The 15,933-nt window shown below is 68.7% G+C and carries 11 protein-coding genes; 6 read left to right on the top strand and 5 right to left on the bottom strand.

Going from position 1 to position 15,933, the window contains the following annotated elements; genetic code table 11:
* The first annotated feature begins 12 nt into the window (after positions 1-12).
* The 3 genes from AKI39_RS20755 (at position 13) to AKI39_RS25320 (ending at position 3,865) form a co-directional block, all read left to right on the top strand.
* The gene (locus tag AKI39_RS20755; protein ID WP_066640424.1) at positions 13-1,224 is read left to right on the top strand and encodes an aminotransferase class V-fold PLP-dependent enzyme; all 1,212 of its coding nucleotides are present in this window, start codon (positions 13-15) and stop codon (positions 1,222-1,224) included.
* 129 nt (positions 1,225-1,353) lie between these two features.
* Complete coding sequence (locus tag AKI39_RS20750) at positions 1,354-2,331, top strand: Bug family tripartite tricarboxylate transporter substrate binding protein (protein ID WP_066640421.1); 978 nt, start codon at positions 1,354-1,356, stop codon at positions 2,329-2,331.
* Positions 2,332-2,413: 82 nt separating this feature from the next.
* Positions 2,414-3,865: a dipeptidase gene (locus tag AKI39_RS25320; protein ID WP_083228962.1), complete on the top strand. Its 1,452-nt coding sequence runs from the start codon at positions 2,414-2,416 to the stop codon at positions 3,863-3,865.
* Positions 3,866-3,872: 7 nt separating this feature from the next.
* Here AKI39_RS25320 and AKI39_RS20740 read toward each other — a convergent pair whose 3' ends face one another.
* Complete coding sequence (locus AKI39_RS20740) at positions 3,873-4,937, bottom strand: permease (RefSeq protein WP_443103663.1); 1,065 nt, start codon at positions 4,935-4,937, stop codon at positions 3,873-3,875.
* Positions 4,938-5,034: 97 nt separating this feature from the next.
* Here AKI39_RS20740 and AKI39_RS20735 point away from each other — a divergent pair, with 97 nt between their 5' ends.
* Positions 5,035-5,460, top strand: a complete 426-nt coding sequence (locus AKI39_RS20735) for a hypothetical protein (RefSeq protein ID WP_443102474.1) — start codon at positions 5,035-5,037, stop codon at positions 5,458-5,460.
* Positions 5,461-5,584: 124 nt separating this feature from the next.
* Here AKI39_RS20735 and AKI39_RS20730 read toward each other — a convergent pair whose 3' ends face one another.
* The 4 genes from AKI39_RS20730 to AKI39_RS20715 form a co-directional block, all read right to left on the bottom strand.
* A complete protein-coding gene (locus AKI39_RS20730) occupies positions 5,585-6,949 on the bottom strand; it encodes a DUF763 domain-containing protein (RefSeq protein ID WP_066640416.1) in 1,365 nt (454 codons plus the stop codon).
* An 18-nt stretch (positions 6,950-6,967) separates the two neighbouring features.
* Positions 6,968-7,723, bottom strand: coding sequence for a YoaK family protein (locus tag AKI39_RS20725; RefSeq protein ID WP_066643464.1), 756 nt, complete (start codon positions 7,721-7,723; stop codon positions 6,968-6,970).
* 125 nt (positions 7,724-7,848) lie between these two features.
* A complete protein-coding gene (locus AKI39_RS26195) occupies positions 7,849-11,535 on the bottom strand; it encodes an autotransporter family protein (protein WP_158515198.1) in 3,687 nt (1,228 codons plus the stop codon).
* 378 nt (positions 11,536-11,913) lie between these two features.
* Positions 11,914-13,152 (bottom strand): MFS transporter, encoded by a 1,239-nt coding sequence (locus AKI39_RS20715; protein WP_235610691.1) that lies wholly within the window; start codon positions 13,150-13,152, stop codon positions 11,914-11,916.
* A gap of 567 nt (positions 13,153-13,719) precedes the next feature.
* Here AKI39_RS20715 and AKI39_RS20710 point away from each other — a divergent pair.
* Positions 13,720-15,042: an MFS transporter gene (locus AKI39_RS20710; RefSeq protein ID WP_066640408.1), complete on the top strand. Its 1,323-nt coding sequence runs from the start codon at positions 13,720-13,722 to the stop codon at positions 15,040-15,042.
* A 105-nt stretch (positions 15,043-15,147) separates the two neighbouring features.
* On the top strand, positions 15,148-15,933 hold the full coding sequence (locus tag AKI39_RS20705; RefSeq protein WP_066640405.1) for a substrate-binding domain-containing protein: 786 nt from the start codon (positions 15,148-15,150) through the stop codon (positions 15,931-15,933).

Raw genomic sequence — 15,933 nt, 5'->3', positions numbered from 1 at the left:
TATGGAGCCTTCATGAATGCCTCTTCCCATCCCGCGCCATTGACCGACGCGGCCATCGAATCGTTGCGTGCCCGCACACCCGGCGTGCGTACCACGGTCCACTTCAACCACGCGGGGGCGTCGCTGTCATCGATGGACACGCTGGAAGCGATGCGCCGGCAATTGTGGCGCGAGGCGGAGATGGGCCCGATCGAAGCGGGCGTGGCGGCGCGCGACCAGGCCGAACAAGCCCGCATCCTGGCCGCCGTGCTGCTGAACGCACAGCCGGCGGAAATCGCGCTGACCACGGGCAATTCGAGCGGCTGGGGCAGCACGTTCGCCGCATTGGGAAATTGGAAAGCCGGCGACCGCATCCTGGTGGCGCGCCAGGAATGGGGCGGCAACATCGCGGCGATGCACATCGCGGCCGTACGCGCCGGCGCGCGCATCGAAGCCATTCCCTGCGATGACAGCGGCATGGCGGACCCGGCCGCGCTCGACGCCATGATCGACGAGCGCGTGCGGCTGATTTCCGTGACGTGGCTGCCGGCGAATGGCGGCCTGATCAATCCGGCCGCCGCCATCGGCGCCGTGGCACGCCGGCATGGCATTCCCTATTTCGTCGATGCCGCGCAGGCGGTGGGGCAATTGCCCATCGACGTCCGCGAGGTCGGCTGCGACGTGTTGACGGGAGTGGGCCGCAAGGCCTTGCGCGGTCCGCGCGAAACCGGGTTGCTGTATATCCGCCAGGATTTCCTGCCGCGCCTGACGCCGGCGTGGGTGGATACCCATTCCGCGCCGCTGGACGACGACGGTTTGCCCGCGATGCGGACCGACGCCGCCCGCTTCGAGCCTTCCGAACGGTCATATGCGCTGCGGTGCGGATTGGCCAACGCGCTGCGCGAAGCGCTGGATATCGGCATCGACAACGTGCGCGCGCGGATAGACCGCAACGCGCGGGCCTTGCGCGCGCTGCTGGCCGATGTGCCGGGCGTGGATGTACTGGACCAGGGGCGCGAACGCTCCGGGCTGGTGTCGTTCGCGGTCGCGGGGAACGCGGGCAGCGCCGTGCTGCGCATGCTGGCGGAGCAGGGGATTTCGATCAGCAGCAACGGGCCCGCGTATACGCCGCTGGACATGCGCGCGCGCGGGCTGGCGGATATCGCGCGCGCCTCGGTCAGCTATCTGACCACCGACGCTGAAATCGACCGTCTGGTCGAAGCGATCCGCCGTCTGGCGCGCTAGGGCCTGTCGACGCGAGAAGGAGCCCGGCAGCCGTACGGTTGCCGTCGGTGCTCGTATTGCTCTAGTATCGATGGCAAATGAACCGACGGCGCCGCCACGACGGCCCGCATCCCCACGGAGACTCGCCCCATGAAACGTGAAGTGCTGCTGGCCGGTGTGCTGGCGTGCGGCCTGCTGGCCGCGACCCCTGTCGCGACCCACGCGCAGGCAGAGCCTGCTTTCCCCAAGGTCATGACCATGGTCGTACCTTTCCCGCCCGGCGGCAGCAACGATGTGTTTGCCCGCGTGCTGGCGGAAAAGCTCTCGGCGCGCCTGCACAATTCGGTCATCGTCGAGAACCGCCCTGGCGCGGGCGGCTCCATCGGCGCCGACTACGTGGCGCGCGCGCCGAAGGATGGTTCGGTGCTGATGCTCAGCTCCTCCACCTTCACGACGAATGCCGCCGTACAGCCCAAGCTGCAATACGACGTGCTGAAGGACTTCAGCCCGGTCGCGATGCTGGCGTCCAGCCCCATGGCCATCACCGTCGGCAAGGGATCGAAGTACGACAGCCTGCGCAGCCTGCTAGACGACGCGCGCAAGGAACCCGGCAAGATCAGCTACGGCAGCGCCGGTATCGGCTCGATCAACCAGATGGCCAGCGAGATCCTGGCCGGCATGGCCAAGGTTTCGTTCATGCATGTGCCTTACAAGGGCATGTCGCCCGCCATGAACGACCTGGCGGCCGAACGCGTCGATATGATCGTCGCCAGCTTTGCCTCGATATCGGCCATGCTCAAGAGCGGTCGCGTGCGGGTGCTGGCCGTGACCTCGGCCGAACGCTCGCCTTTCTATCCCGACCTGCCGCCGGCCGGCGATACCGTGCCGGGCTACGCGGTGCAGTTGTGGTGGGGCGTATTGGGCCCGGCGGGCTTGCCCGAGCCGATGGTCCGCAAGCTCAATGCGGAGATTCGCGCCGTGGTCGCGGAGCCGCGCATGCGCGAGATGTTCGCCGCGGAAAGCGCGGTGCCCTCGGATCTTTCCGTGGCGCAGTTCGCGGACCTGGTAAAGCGCGATGCGGCGACCTGGAAGCAGGTAGCGCGCGAACGCAATATCTCCGTGGAGTGAGCGATCCGGCCGCGCGGCAAGCGCATCGACAGCCCGGAAGCGCATCATGGCGGCGATCCCGTGATCGTCCCCAGGAGCTTCAATGCGCTTGCAATGGCGTGTGATTTATTCCGGTGCCCAGGCCATCGCCTCGGGCAGGCGCGTGGTGCTGGCGGGGTATCCCGTCTTTCCGCTGCCCGGACGGCCTTCCGACACACTGGCCCTGACCGAGGACATGCCCTGTTGCGGCGCCCACGCCAGCCTGGACGCGGATAGGGCGGTGGAGGTGCACGCGGGCACGGCCGTGCCCGTGTGCACCGGCCCCGTGCGGGTCGAAGGGTACTGGGAACCGCTGCGCGACGATCCCGCCGGCTGGCGATACCGGATACGCGGCGCGCGCGTGACACCGATCATGGACCCTTGGGAAGCCGCGGGATTGAACCGCCGGCGTTTCCTGGCGCTGGGTGCCTTGTCCGGCCTGGCCGCCTGCGCCGCGCCATCGGATCCGCAAGGCGCGGCACCGCATGCCGCCCGCGCCGCCGCGCCGGCGAGCGATGCCGATACGCTGGCCTGGATGCGCGCGCAGGTCACCGTCGACATACACAGCCATGCGGGCCATATGACCCTGGGCCGGGCGCCGGTGCCGCGCGCTTTCTCGCCTGTCGCATCACCCATGCGCGCGGGCGGCATGGACGTGGTCTGCCTGGCCATCGTCACGGATTCCAGCGTCGACCATATCGTCGAGACAGCGTCGGGGCGGCGCCGCATCGTTGCCTACCGCGAGCCCGCCCCCGGCGAGATGGCCGCGCGCGGCGAGGCGTCCTTCCAGCGCCTGCATGCCCTGATGTCGGAACAGGGCCTGCGCCCGGTGCTGGACGGCCCCGCGCTGGCGGCCGCCCGCGCGACGGGCGGCGGTGTGATCGTGGCCGCCGAAGGGGCGGATTTCCTGGAAGGCGATGCGGGCCGGCTGGAGGACGCGTGGCGCAGGCATGCATTGCGCCATCTGCAGCTGACGCATTACCGCGTCAACGAATTGGGCGATATCCAGACCGCGCCGCCCGTGCATGGGGGCTTGACGGACTTTGGCGCGGAAGTCATCCGCCTATGCAACCGCCTTGGCATCGTCGTCGACGTCGCCCATGGGACGCAGGCATTGGTGAAGCGGGCCGCGGCGGTGACCACGCGCCCCTTGGTGCTGTCCCATACGGCCTTGAGCCAGCGGCCGTCGCGCTATGGCCGCGCCATCTCTGCCGAGCATGCACGCCTGATCGCGGATACGGACGGCGTGATCGGCGTCTGGCCGCTTGCCGCCACCTACCCCTCGCTGGCCGCGATGGCCGGCGGCATCCGCGCCATGGTGGACGTCGTGGGCGTGCGCCACGTGGGCGTGGGTACCGACATGCTGGGGCTGCTGGGCCCGTCGGCGCTGGACAGCTACCGCAAGCTACCGCAGCTGGCGCGGGCCCTGCTCGACGCAGGCTTCACGCAAGAGGAAGCGGGCTTGATACTGGGCGGCAACTATGCGCGCGTATGGGCCGCGACGATGACGTCGTGACCGGACGCTAGAAGCCCAGCGCGATCGCCAGGCCGCCCGCCACCAGGCCGGTGGCGACGACGCCGGCGAATACCGTGGCCAGCTCCACGCGCCGGAAGGAAGCGGCCAGCATCGCCAGCGAAGGCAGGCTGATGGGCGGCAGCGTCATCAGCAGGGCGGCGGCGGGACCGGCCGCCATGCCCAGTGACAGCATCGCCTGGATGATGGGCACTTCGCCCGCGGTGGGGATGACGAACAGCGCGCCCGCCACCGCCAGGCCGGCGATCCACCACAGGTGGTTGTCGACGTCCGCGCTGATATGCGGGAACAGCCAGGCGCGCGCGGCGCCCAGCAGCAGCACCAGGACGATGTATTCCGGCACCAGGCGCAGCGTCATGCGCGCGAAGATCGCGACCCAGCGCCTGAAGACACCGGCTTCGCTGGCCTCGGCCTGGGCCTGCGCCTGCAGGGCCTGCACCGGCGCCGGATCGATCGTGCGCCCCGATATGGCGTTCATGCGGTTAAGCAGCCAGCCCAGCCCGAACACCATGACGACGCCCAGCGACAGGCGCAACGCCGACCACTGCCAGCCCAGCACGAAACCCATGAAAACCAGCGTGGCCGGGTTCAACACCGAATTGCCCAGCCAGAACGCGACGGCGCTGCCGGGCGCCGCCTGGCATTTGCGCAGGCCGGCCACCACAGGCGCGGCACAGCAGGTGCACATCATGCCGGGCAGGGACATCAGGCCGCCCGCCACGACGCTACCCAGGCCGGTGCCGCCCAGCGCGCGTGCGATCCAGCGGCGCGGCAGCAGCGCCTGCACCGCCGATCCCAGCAGCAGGCCCAGTACCATGGCCTGCCAGATGGCCTTGCCATAGGCGAGCGCATAGTCCACGGCCGCGCGCAGGGACGGCGACGGCGGGCTGTCGGCCGTGCCCATCAAGATGGAGGTGCCGATGGAATGGCTATCGGCGGCGACCCAGGCGCGGGTGTAGTAGGGCGACCACTTCACGTAGAACAGTCCCGCGATGGCGATCAGCAGGAAAACGGCAATGCCCAGGGCCGGGTTGGCGGAACGTCTTGTATCGATCGAGGGTTTCATCGGTGATGCGGGGTTGGTGGTCTTGTCGTGACGGCGCGGCGGCCGGCCGGGCGCCATTTTACGGCCGGTGCAAAGGAACTATGATGTGGGCGCCATTTCGTATCCCGCCATGAACCTGCCGTTTCCCATCCGTGAAGAATGTCCGCCGGGCGCCTGCGTGTGCGATCGCGAACGCCTGCTGTGCGATCCGCAAGGCGATGTCCGCGTCCTGCGCCTGACCAAGCAGGAAGAAAAGCGGCTGATCGAGCGCATCGAAGCCGCGCGCGACCTGGCCGATCTGCTGCACCTGGGCGACCGCATCCATGCGCAATTGGGCATACGCCTGCGCATCGTCCCCGGCTCCAACGAGGTCCGCACGGTGCGCGGCTTCGATATCCATCTGGAAGAATGTCCCGGCCTGTGCCGGCTGACCCGCAAAAGCATTCCGTCGGCGGTGCGGCGGTGCCTGGATGCGCGGCCCGATATCGCCTACGACATCCTGAACTCGCACGACCTGCTGCGCGACGCGTGATGCGCCCCGTCGCGCATACGAGCCAGGGTGTCGCATTGTCACGGGATGCCTGACGCCTTGCCGTGCAGCATCGCGTTTTAGCCGGCGTGGCGTGCCTCCCGCCGTGGCGGGTGGCGATGGGTGGCTAACGGTCCGCGTCGCCGTCATCGGCCGGCATGACCTGCGCGCGCGCTTCCCACCCGAACACGCTGCGCCCGCCGTAGTCCGGCGAATCGTGGCGTTCCTGCTCGATGAAGTCAGGCAGGGCCGGGCCGCGCGCGGTGTCCTCCAGGCGGCGGGCCTGGCGGTCCAGGCGCTTGAGCGCGTCCAGTTTTTCTTCGTTGCCCAGCCGGGCCTGGCTGACGGCGGTCTTCATGACGTCGATGGTGCGATCGTAGACATCCAGGGGCACGGGGTAGGGATGCCGGTCCTTGCCGCCGTGCGCCATGGAGAACCGCGCCGGGTCGGCGAAGCGGCAGGGCGCGCCATGCACGACCTCGGCGACCAGGGCCAGCGATCGCACGGTGCGCGCGCCCACGCCGGGCACCAGCAGCAGCTCGGCGAAATCCCGGGGACCGCATTCGGCGGCGGCCGCCAGCGCACCATGCAGGCGGCGCATATTCACATCCTTGGGACGTACGTCGTGATGGGCGGGCATGACCAGGTGCGGCAGCGCAAGCTGGCCCTGCGCCGGCACGCCGGCCCCCAAGGCGGGCGTAGTCGCCGCGCCGCGCGAGGCCTGTTTGCCCTTGGCCGCCGCGGAGCGCGGCATCGCCGTGTCGTCCGCGTCGATGTCCGGCCGGGATGCGGCAAGCGCGCCCGCTTCCGCGACGATGAAGTCCGGCCCCTGCTCGCGCAGCAGCACCAGTTGCCCATCCCGCGAGGCGGCCGCGCGCCGGTCGGTCAGGTTCATGATCCGGCCCTGGTTGGGGCCGTCGATGGCGCTGTGCGGGGCGTCGACGAAGCTGCGTAAATCCTCGGACAGCCAGTGATAGCGCCGGGCCAGGCGGTTGTCGCCGTTCATGCCCTGCTGCACCACCGTCCATTTGCCGTCATCGGTGACGAAGAAACCGTGCAGGTAAAGATCGAATCCATCTTGCACCGCCGCGCTGTCCACCTTGGCCACCAGCCGGCTGGCGCGCGCCAGCGCATCGCCGTCCACGCCGACGCGTTCGGCGACGAGCGCCAGTTCCTGCGGCGTCCTGCGCGAATGGTTGCCGCGTCCTCCGCAGACGTGTATGCCCAGTTCGCCCGACAAGGGCGCGAGCCCGCGCTTGAGCGCGCCAATCACGCTGGTCGTAATGCCCGAGGAATGCCAATCCATGCCCATGACGGCGCCGAAGGACTGGAACCAGAAAGGATGGGCCAGGCGGCGCAGGAATTCATCGCGGCCGTAGTGGTGCACGATGGCCTGCGTGATGACCGCACCCAGGCGCGTCATGCGCGCGCCCAGCCAGGCCGGCACGCGGCCGCCATGCAAGGGAAGATCCGCGCTGCCCGCTCTTCGCATCCGCGTCGCCTCCGGATCTTAGAACCGCCGGCCCAGCGCGGCCAGGTCGTCGAATACCGGCACGATGGCCAGCAAGACCAGCAGTCCGGCCAGGGGCACCGTGGCGACAAATCCCATGTGCTTGAAGCCCAGCGCGCCGGCCAACCCGCCCAGCAGGAACATGCCCAGCAGCGACCCCAGCAGCCGCAGCCGCGGCCGGTTGGCCAGCACCCTGGCATCCCGGGGCCCGTCGTTGCGGGCATTCCAGTACAGCAGCTTGCCGATTTCGATGCCGATATCGGTGACCACGCCCGTCATGTGCGTCGTGCGGATTTCCGCCTTCGATATCTTGGTGATGATGGCGTTCTGCAAGCCCATGATGAAACACAACAGGCCCACGGTGGCCGGGACGAAGAACATGCGTTGCTGTTCCAACTGCGCGCCCAGCAGGCCGAACACCAGCAGCAGCGAGGCTTCCAGCATCAGTGGCATGGCGTATTCGCTGTGCGCGCCGCGCCGCCGGCCCCAGTTGATGAGGATGGCGGAAACGGCCGCGCCCACCATGAAGGCCAGCAGGGAACACAGCCCCGCGACGACCAGCGCGATCTCGCCCAGGACCGCGTGGTCCGCGAGCGCGGAGACGATGCCCGTCATGTGGGAGGTGTACTGGCCCACCGCCAGGAAGCCGCCGGCGTTCGCCGCCCCGGCGACGAAGGCCAGGGAGCGTCCCAGGCGGCGGTTGCTTTCGGTGGTGCGGCCGGGGCTGGTCAACGCACGGAGATAGTGCACGGGCATGGCGGCGATACGAAGGGGGAAATGCGCCTGAGCGGCCATTCTACTCGCGCCGGCGGCGACGGCCTTGCCCCCCGGTGCCGCGCCGGCACGGATATTGGCGGGCATGCCGGGACGCGGCCGGCCGTTCACCACGCGATGCGCATGCCCGCGGATATCGTGTGTCCGGCGGAGACGCGCTGCGCACCGCCAAGGGGATACAGGCGCCCGATTTCTCCATACAGCCCGATGTGGCGGTTGACGATCCAGGTGCCGCCGGCGGCCAGTTCGCCCGACGTGTAGCCACGCGCCTCGCCGATGCGGGCCGTGCCGCCCGGTCCCTGTATGGATTGCGTATCGCTGCCCGGCAGCCCGTGCCACAGGTTCACGCGCGCGTAGGGCAAGGCCTGCCCGTGCCGGCCGGCGTAATCGCCCTTCAGCCGCAGGCCCAGGCGCGCGATGACGGTGTTGCCCGGATGCTGGCGCACGGTGGCGGCGGGCAGATCGACATCGCCGATATGCCGGTGGACGGCGATGAGCTGTGCCTGCGGCTCACCCGTCCAGCGCCTGCCCAGCGGCAGCGGTGCGCCGGTTTCCAGCGAAACCAGCGTGCCGCGTGCGCGGAAATCCGCGCTGCTGCCGCCGGCGGCGTTGCCCTTGCCGCGTTCGTGTCCATGCTGCAGCACCATGTCGGCATACCAGCCCGCATCGGCCTTGTACGTCCAGTAGGCGCCGAGCTGGTTGGAGCGGCCCTGCAGGCGGCCGACGGCGCGATCGGGGATGCCGCCGGCGTCGCCGTGTACCCGATGCCGCCAGCCCAGCGTGCCGCCGTAGAGTCCGGCGCGATGGTGCGTGCCGGCATACAGGTCGGCACCCGCTTGCACGCCCGACGTCCATCCCGCGCTGCGCGGCGCGACCGTCCCGTGCTGGCGGATACGCGTGTCCTGGTCGATGACGCGGCCCCAGGCGCGGCGGCGCGATGCGCCGGAGTCCAGCGCCGCCGAGACGGCGCCGTCGCCTTCGCGCCGGTGCAGGGTGCCCAGCATCGCCAGGTCCACCTGCGTCAGCATGGCCGGCAGCGCGGCGTACAGGGCGGTTTCTGGGCGATAGCTGGTGCGGCCCGGCGCGGCGGCCATGGCGCGCGCCGCGCCCTGCCCGGAGCCAGGTATCGCGCCCTGCGCCGCGGCGGCGGGCACGGCGGGCGCCGTGGACCGCAGGTACCAGCTTTCACCGGCACCGTAGGCGTCGCCCGGATAAAGGCGGTACTGGTAGGCGCCCGCGTCGACATGCCCGCCTTGCAGGGCGAAGGCGTCGCGCGTGGTCTGCGCGGTCGTGGTCGCGCCGTTGACCGCGCGTATCACTTCGATCCCGTCTCCCCGTGTGTGCGCGCCCAGGCCGCCTGTGTTGACGATGGCGAGGCGTGTGCGCCCGCTGGCGCGTCCGCCGTCGATCACCAGCCGGTCTGTCGGGCTATCGCTGCCGCCCAGGTGCGTGCGCAGGCGCACCACGCCGTCGCGGCCGATGTAGTCGCCGCGCACGACGAGTACGTTGCCGGGTAGGGCACCGGCGGATGCGCCGGGCGGCAGCGGCGTTGCCAGGGTGACCAGGCCGGCATTGTCCAGGCCGGCGATGGTCTGCTGCGTGTCGGCCGTATCCAGGGTTGCGCCCCGGCCTACGACGATGCGCATCGACGGGGCCAAGGCGCCTGTGGCCGTGGCGCGCAGCGTGCCCGCGGCAACGGCCAAGGCGCCCGTGGCCGCATTGGGGCCCGCCAGATGCAGTGTCCCCGGTCCCGTCTTGGTCAGCGTGCCCGTGCCGGTGTACGGCCCGGTCCAGTGCACGGTGTGAGGGCCGGTATCCACGGTGCCGCCTGGGCCGCGCACCCCGACCGGACGCGATCCCGTGATGTCCGCGGTGGCGCGCAGCGTGCCGCCGTCGAAGGCCAGCTCGGCATGCGGTGCACCCAGGTTGCGGTCCTCGCGGATTTCCAGCACGCCCTCCTTCAAGGTCGTGCCGCCGGTATGGTGGTTGATGCCGTGCAGGACCAGCGTGCCCGGACCGGTTTTCACCAGGCCGCCTGGTCCGGCGATGGTGGCGCTGATGGTGGCGCGCATGTTGCCGCCGGTGTCGCCGCCGCCACTGCCAGTGCCGCTGCCACTGCCACCGCCACCGCCACTCCCGTCACTGCCACCACCAATGCGACCGCCGCCACCGCCACCATCACCGACACCGTCCTTGCGATTGCCATTGCCAGTCGCGTCGTTGTTGTTGCCGATCGTGGCGCCGTCACCCACGCGCAGCACGGTGTCGGGCGTGTCCGTTGTCAACGTCCCGGCGCCGGCGACCGTATAGCCGTCCACCAGGAACTGCGTGCCGGAAAAACGCACGGTTCCGGCGCTGTCGTCGACGATCACGGTGCGTGGATTTCCACCGAAGATGGCCATGGCGTTGTCTGTCCACGCGCCGTCGGCGACCGTGCCATCCTCCGACCACTCGCCGACGCCGCCAGGACCGTCGACCGTACCGTGGCCGCCGATCGTACCCAACCCGCCGACCGCACCGTTCCCCCCGACCGCACCGTTTCCGCGGACCGCACCGGATCTACCGACAGCTCCCGAGCCGCCGACGGCACTGGATCCACCGGCCGCAGTGCCGCCGCCGACGACGCCCCCGGCGGCGCGCCAATAATTCCCATTCCCGTAGAAGCGAACGGGCCGGCCACCATCATGCAGCAGATCCACACGCCCGGGCCGCGAGGTGCGCACGTGCCAGGCGGCGCGGCGCGTGCCGGGGGGCACGTCGCCGATCTCCAGGGTCCGATCGGTCAGTATTCCCCCGTAGGCGATCAGCCGATGAAGTCCGCGATCCGCGCTGCCCGCGATATGCACGGTGCCGTCCAGGACCAGGTCCCGCGCCACCTCGAAGCGCGGCTGGCGCAGCGCGGACGCGCCGTCCAGCGACACGCGCAGCGTGGCGCCGGGTCGCAGGACCAGCTCCTTCATCGCGAGCGTGCCGTCTGGCCGGTCCGCCAGCAAGGTCGCGCCGTCTTCGACGAACACGCTGCTTCCCACCGTGCCGCTGCCCGCCAGCGTCGCCCCGCGCCAAACCGTCAATTGCCCCGTTATCCGCGCTTGGGCGCCCTCCAGCACCAGGGTGCCGCGGCGGACCTGCGTCCTGCCGTGATAATTGTTGGTGCCGCTCACGATCGTCGTGCCTGTTCCGGCCTGCACGACGGTGCCGTAGCCGTACAGCCCCTGTGACACGCGCAGCGTGTCGCTCCGATCGAAGACCAGTTCCGCGCCGTGGTTGTACACGGCGCCCGCGAGCGAACCCGAGGTGCCGCCATCGCCCAGGCGCAGCCTGCCGTATCCCAGGGCCGTGATGCCGGTGTACGCGTGGTCGCCGGTCAGCGTCATCGTGCCGGTCCCCAGGAAATGGACCGAGCCTCGCCCGCTGATGCGGCCGCCGAAGCTGACGTCGTCCCCGCGTTCGAACTCCAGCAGGCCGTCGTTGTAGACGTTGCCGACGATGCTGCCGGCACCTTCGCCATTGCCCACCTGCAGGATGCCTTGCGCGATATGCGTGCCGCCGGTGTAGGTGTTCGCGCCGTGCAGGCGCAACTCGCCGTTGCCCCGCTTGCGTAGGCCGCCCGGTCCGGAGAGGCCGAGCGGGACGGTGACGAAGTCGCTCGCGGCCGGGATATCGAAGTTCCCGCCCGCGCTGGACCACGTGTAGCCCAGGGTACGCGTTCGCCGGGTGCTGGTCTCCTCGGCGGCGGCGTCGACGGCCACGAGTGGGACCGCCAGCAGCGGTACTGCAAGATGGACTCTGATCATGGCGTAGCTTCTTCCGAAAATCGGGAACGCGAACGCGCGAAGGCGCGGCGTGTGCGTGCGCATCCGGACGTCAAAGGCGGGGGAAATGGCGGGCGCCATCGGAGGCGTCCGAGCCGTGACTTTGCGGAGTCTAGAAGTCCGCTACGGCGTAGGACTTAAGGAAGTAAAAAACAGGCCTGAATCCGACATGTGTTGCGCGAAAAATGAGGCATTGTCGGGACTCACAGGCGCTCAATCGGATACTTCGGGCGACAAGCCATTAATTCAGTCCGATATTTCGTGACCTATTTCGCGGTACCGATATGTACCGACATGTGCTGTTGCGCTGACTTCGTCCGATCAGCGGCGGCCTGGGGCGACGCCGCTCCGGTATCCCTATCAGCTCCGCGCCGTCGCGCTTTGCCCGGCGCGTTTGCCGCTGGCTCGCGCGGCGATGGCCAGGATGGCGGCGATCACCGCGCAACCGGCGACTTGCACCAGCCCGGCGACCGTCCAGCCGAAGGCGACCTTCAATTCGCCCAGCAGATAGCCGGCGAAAGCGGCGGGGATATACAGCGCCGCGACGAACAGGCCGGACGCCTGCGATGCCTTCGATCGCTTGACCGACTTGATGATGCCGGCCGACAGATTGGCGTAGGCCATGCCGCTGATCGCGCCGCCGAAGACAAAGGAAAACAGGATGTGCAGCGGCAGCGACTTCTCCAGCCCGCCGAACAGCAGGCCGCCGGCGATCGCGGAGAGCAGCAGCGCGACGAAGAGCAGGCGGCGATAGTCGTAGCGGTCGCCGAGCCAACCGCCCAGCAGCGACAGCAGCGCGCCGAAGCCGTAGAAGCTGACGGCCAGCGCGGCTTGTCCCGGCGCGAAGCCCAGGGCTTCGCGCAGATACGTGGGATACAGGCCCAGATAGCCATAGATCGACAGGCCCGCGAATACAGTCGCCAGCGCCAGCGTCATGGGCGTCCAGGCCCACACGGTTTCCGCGACGCCGGTTTCCAGGGGCGCGTCCGCCGCGGTGTCGTCCGACACCCGCACTTCGGTGAACCATGGGCGGACCAGCAGGACGATGAGCACCAGGGCCACCGCGCCCAGCAAACCGAAGACGATGAAGGGCGCCTGCCAATGGGTGGCGCCCAGGATGGCCGCACCGATGTTCGGGCCCAGTACCGCCCCGATGCCGTAGGTGAAGTTCAGCGAGCTGGCGGCCACGGCGCGATGGGAATGGAAATAGGTGGTGCCGATGGCCAGCAGGGCGGTCAACTGCATCGCTTCGCCCAGCCCTGAGATGAAGCGGTAGACCAGCAGGTCCGACATGCCGGTGGCATAGGCGGTCAGGTAGGTTGCCGCGGAAAAGATGACCAGGCCCAGCATGGCCACCGAGCGGCGCGACATTTTTTCCAGCAGGTAGCCCGTGGGCACGCCGGCCAGGCCCATGCCCAGCGTGAACACCGTCGCCGCCAGGCCGATCTGCGGCAGCCCCAGGTTCAGCGCGTTGCGTACATCGGTGGCCAGCACGGAGAACAGCTGACGGTCCATGGCGTTGACGATATAGGACACCAGCAGCACGCAAAACATGCCCAATGCTGCCTTGTCCGACGTCCGGGATGAATGCGCGTTCACGGGTGTACCCTCCTGTCGCTGCGCGACCTGCTCCCATGGGCGGGTGCGCGACCTTCGGGCGGCCGGGCGGCCGCGTTCATACCTGCCCTGATGACGGTTGCCCTGCACGCCGGGCGATATACGCGCGCACTATCCGCGCGGATGCTGTCAAAAAACTGAATATCCGCGTATCCCCTTACGCGTCGCCCGTCCACGTCCCGGCGATGCGAACGCGTCGCGAAGCCGGCACGGGAAGCCGCCGGACGCGAACGCGGCGTGCCGGCTTCGTGTCCCGGGGCACCCGCGCCGCGCGGCCGGGGCATCGCCCGGCTCGTCGGGCAAACAATCCCGCCCGCGGATTTAATGCGCCGGTCAGGTCGGCCGGCTAACGTACCCGCTGTGATGGTCCGGGCACTCGCCCGGTGGCGTGCCCCATTGCACTGTCCTCGCAGGGAGTAAAGGTCATGCGCACGCGCGCGTTCCGCCCGTCCCGGCCGGCGCGACGCGATTGCTATCCATCGATGTCCTTCCGCCGCTCTGCTTGTCCGGATGCATCGGGCGCCTCGCATTCCTGAAAGGACAAAGAGCATGCAGCAATCCCTGTCGGCGGAACGGCCTTCCGCTTCGGCGCCTTCCGCTTTCACCCTTGCGCGCGCGGTCGTGCGCGTGACGGCCGGTAATTTCCTCGAGCAGTTCGACTTCTTCCTCTTCGGCTTCTATGCGACGCAGATCGCGGCCGTTTTCTTTCCCGCCAGCAGCGAATTCGCATCCCTGATGCAGACCTTCGCCGTCTTCGGCGCGGGCTTTCTCATGCGGCCGCTGGGCGCCATCGTCCTGGGCGCGTATATCGACCGTGTTGGGCGGCGCAAGGGCTTGATCGTGACGCTGTCGCTGATGGCCAGCGGCACCATCCTGATCGCCTTCGTGCCCGGGCACGCGGCCATCGGCGCCGCGGCCCCCTTGCTGGTGCTGCTGGGGCGGCTGCTGCAGGGCTTTTCGGCGGGCGCGGAGCTTGGAGGCGTATCGGTGTACCTGGCCGAGATGGCCACGCCGGGCCGCAAGGGCCTCTATACCAGCTGGCAGTCTGGCAGCCAGCAGATCTCCATCGTGGTGGCCGCGGCACTGGGCTTCGGCCTGAACCGCTGGATGGATTCGGCCACCATCGCGGCCTGGGGCTGGCGCATTCCCTTCTTCGTCGGCTGCCTGATCATCCCCTTCATCTTCGTGTTGCGCCGTCGCCTGGAGGAAACGCAGGCCTTCAAGGCCCGTACCCATCGCCCCGGCCTGCGGGAGTCCTGGATCGCGCTGGTGGCGAACTGGAAGCTGATGATAGGCGGCGCGCTGATGGTCGCAATGACCACCACGGCCTTCTACCTGATCACGGTGTATGCGCCGACCTTTGGCAAGACGGTGCTGCACCCGAGCACATCGGACAGCCTGTTGGTGACGCTGTGCGTCGGCGTGTCGAACTTCATCTGGCTACCTATCGGCGGCGCCATTTCGGACCGCATCGGCCGCAAGCCCGTGCTGCTGGCGATGACCGCGCTGGCCATCCTGACGGCCTATCCCACCTTGACCTTCCTGGCCAATGGGCCGACATTCACCAAGATGCTGATCGTGCTGTTGTGGCTGTCGTTCCTGTACGCGGTGTATAACGGGGCGATGGTCGTGGCGCTGACCGAAGTCATGCCGGCGTCGGTGCGCGTGGCGGGGTTCTCCGTGGCGTACAGCCTGGCGACGGCGATATTCGGCGGCTTTACGCCGGAAATCTCGACGGCCCTGATCCACGTCACCGGCGACCGTGCGGCGCCGGGCTATTGGATGACGTTCGCGGCGATTTGTGCATTCTGCGCGACGCTGGCGCTGTACGCGCGCGGCGCCGCCGCGGCGCGCTTGGCCACGCAGGCTTGATACCCCGCATGGCCACGCAGGCTTGATACCCACATCGGCTTACGCATCATGGCCGGCACGGCGGGTGCCGGCTCGTTTTTTTCACACCAAGCTATCGAGGAGCTCATGAAATATTCCCTTCGCACCCTGGCCCTGGCCGGCTCGCTGCTGGCGTCGTCCCTGGCCTACGCGCCGGTACAGGCGGCGGAACTGCACGTCCTGATATCGGGCGGGTTTTCCGCTGCCTACGAGAAGCTGGGGCAGCAGTTCACCGCGGCGACCGGCAATACGCTGGTCACGGAGCACGGCCCGTCCATGGGCAAATCGGCCGAGTCCATCCCCAACCGGCTGGCCCGGCATGAGCCGGCGGACGTGGTCATCATGGTGGGGTATGCATTGGATGACCTGATCAAGCAGGGGCAGGTCGGCAAGTCCTCGCGCGTGGAACTGGCGGACTCGCCCATCGGCATGGTGGTGCAGCAAGGGCATCCCAAGCCGGATATTTCCACGGTCGAGGGATTGCGCAAGGCGCTCCTGGATGCCAAGTCCATTGCCTATTCGGACAGCGCCAGCGGTGTCTACATCGAGAAGGAAATGTTCAAGAAGCTGGGCATCGAAGAACAGGTCAAAGGCAAGGCCACGATGGTGCCCAAGATTCCCGTGGCGTCCCAGGTCGCCAATGGCAAGTACGAAGTGGGCTTTCAGCAGGTGGCCGAACTGCTGCCCGTACCGGGCGTCACCTTCGTCGGCAAGGTGCCCGAGTCGGTGCAGTCCATCACCCGCTACGCGGGCGGCGTGCCGGTCAGCTCCAAGCATTCCAAGGAAGCCGCGGAGCTGCTGAAGTTCCTGTCATCGGCGCAGGCGCAGCCGGTCGTGGAGGAAACGGGACTGGATCCGGTCGCGAAGAAGTAG

Source organism: Bordetella sp. H567 (assembly GCF_001704295.1).
Taxonomy (GTDB): Bacteria; Pseudomonadota; Gammaproteobacteria; order Burkholderiales; family Burkholderiaceae_B; genus Bordetella_C.
This window is presented reverse-complemented; position numbering and strand designations above follow the sequence as displayed.

Bases quoted from the DNA above. Each gene is read 5' to 3' on its own strand.
- AKI39_RS20725 (WP_066643464.1), bottom strand. From the start codon at position 7,723: ATGCCCGTGCACTATCTCCGTGCGTTGACCAGCCCCGGCCGCACCACC.
- AKI39_RS25320 (WP_083228962.1), top strand. From the start codon at position 2,414: ATGCGCTTGCAATGGCGTGTGATTTATTCCGGTGCCCAGGCCATCGCC.
- AKI39_RS26195 (WP_158515198.1), bottom strand. From the start codon at position 11,535: ATGATCAGAGTCCATCTTGCAGTACCGCTGCTGGCGGTCCCACTCGTG.
- AKI39_RS20730 (WP_066640416.1), bottom strand. From the start codon at position 6,949: ATGCGAAGAGCGGGCAGCGCGGATCTTCCCTTGCATGGCGGCCGCGTG.
- AKI39_RS20705 (WP_066640405.1), top strand. From the start codon at position 15,148: ATGAAATATTCCCTTCGCACCCTGGCCCTGGCCGGCTCGCTGCTGGCG.
- AKI39_RS20710 (WP_066640408.1), top strand. From the start codon at position 13,720: ATGCAGCAATCCCTGTCGGCGGAACGGCCTTCCGCTTCGGCGCCTTCC.
- AKI39_RS20750 (WP_066640421.1), top strand. From the start codon at position 1,354: ATGAAACGTGAAGTGCTGCTGGCCGGTGTGCTGGCGTGCGGCCTGCTG.
- AKI39_RS20755 (WP_066640424.1), top strand. From the start codon at position 13: ATGAATGCCTCTTCCCATCCCGCGCCATTGACCGACGCGGCCATCGAA.